Annotated in this window: 2 pseudogenes; one reads left to right on the top strand and one right to left on the bottom strand. The window is 73.0% G+C overall.

Annotated features, from left to right (window positions below):
* Window positions 1-253 (top strand): annotated as a pseudogene (locus tag EAO77_RS36410) (glycosyltransferase family 2 protein); the annotation flags it as partial.
* Between the two features lie 142 nt (window positions 254-395).
* Here the strand turns inward: EAO77_RS36410 and EAO77_RS36405 are convergent.
* Window positions 396-644: pseudogene (locus tag EAO77_RS36405) on the bottom strand (hypothetical protein); the annotation flags it as partial.

Raw genomic sequence — 644 nt, 5'->3', positions numbered from 1 at the left:
CGGGGTCTACTACCGGATGACGGCCCGCAACCGGGTCTGGCTCGCCAAGCGGAACCTCCCGGCGCTGCTGGTGCCGCTCTACCTCGGGTCGTGGACCGCCCTGACCCTGGCCCGCACCCGGTCGGGCTCGGGCCTGCGCGCCTGGTTCGGCGGCTTCGCCGAGGGCGTCCGCACGCCCTGCGGCGAGCGGCGCCCGATGCGGTGGAGCACCGTGTGGCTGATGGCACGCCTGGGCCGCCCACCGGTGGTCTGAGCCGCCGCCCCGGGGCCCCGGGGCGCGCCGCCGACACCGTGTGCCGGCACAGCAGGAGGAGGACGGGACCCACGGGTCCCGTCCTCCTCCTGCTGTGCCGCAGGCCCCCTTCAGGGCCGGAATGCTGTGCCGCAGGCCCCCGTCAGGGCCAGACCAGGCAGTACGGCTGATGTCCCGCCTCGTGCAGACGATGGCTGAAATCTTGCCATTCATGCAGCAGTTGGTAGACGTTGAAGGCGTCCCGCGGGCCGCCCCGGTCCGGGACCGTCGACCAGATGAACGCGGCCGCACCCACCGACTCCTCGCCGATGTCCCGCAGCGGATCGACCGCGGTCATCGGCAGTTTCACCACCGCGTAGTCCGGGTGCAGCACCACGAGTTCCAGCGGCGG

Source organism: Streptomyces sp. T39 (assembly GCF_008042045.1).
In the GTDB taxonomy this organism is placed as follows: Bacteria; Actinomycetota; Actinomycetes; order Streptomycetales; family Streptomycetaceae; genus Streptomyces.
This window is presented reverse-complemented; position numbering and strand designations above follow the sequence as displayed.